The organism is Streptomyces katrae, assembly GCF_000966975.1.
GTDB classification, from domain to species: Bacteria; Actinomycetota; Actinomycetes; order Streptomycetales; family Streptomycetaceae; genus Streptomyces; species Streptomyces katrae.
Genome location: NZ_JZWV01001718.1, coordinates 1 through 367 on the forward strand (window position 1 = coordinate 1; position 367 = coordinate 367).

Sequence of the window (367 nt, forward strand, 5' to 3'; positions counted from 1 at the left end):
GTTCATGGGTCCACTTTGGCAACAGTGTTGTGTAAGTGCAAGGAGGGTGGAGAATGGGCGGGTGAACAGGGGAAACGTGGAGGCCGGTGCGGGTGGCGGCAGGGGCGGTCGTGGCGGGGTGAACCTGCCGGTGCTGCGCGGGCACAACGAGGCCCTGCTGCTGGACCTGCTCCGCGCCGCCGGCCCGGCGGGGCTGGGGCGCGCCGAGCTCGCGGCGCGTACGGGGCTCACCCGCAGGCCGTCAGCAAGATCACCGCCCGGCTCGCGGCGGAGGGCCTGGTGGCCGAGGCCGGCCGCGACCCGTCGACGGGCGGCAAGCCGCGGACCCGGCTGCGGCTGGTTCCGGGCGCCCGGCACGCGGTGGGGG

General features: G+C 75.5%; 1 pseudogene. It reads left to right on the plus strand.

The features are described 5' to 3' along the window. Nucleotides 1-76 precede the first annotated feature (76 nt). Nucleotides 77-367, plus strand: a pseudogene (locus VR44_RS43640) (MarR family transcriptional regulator); the annotation flags it as partial.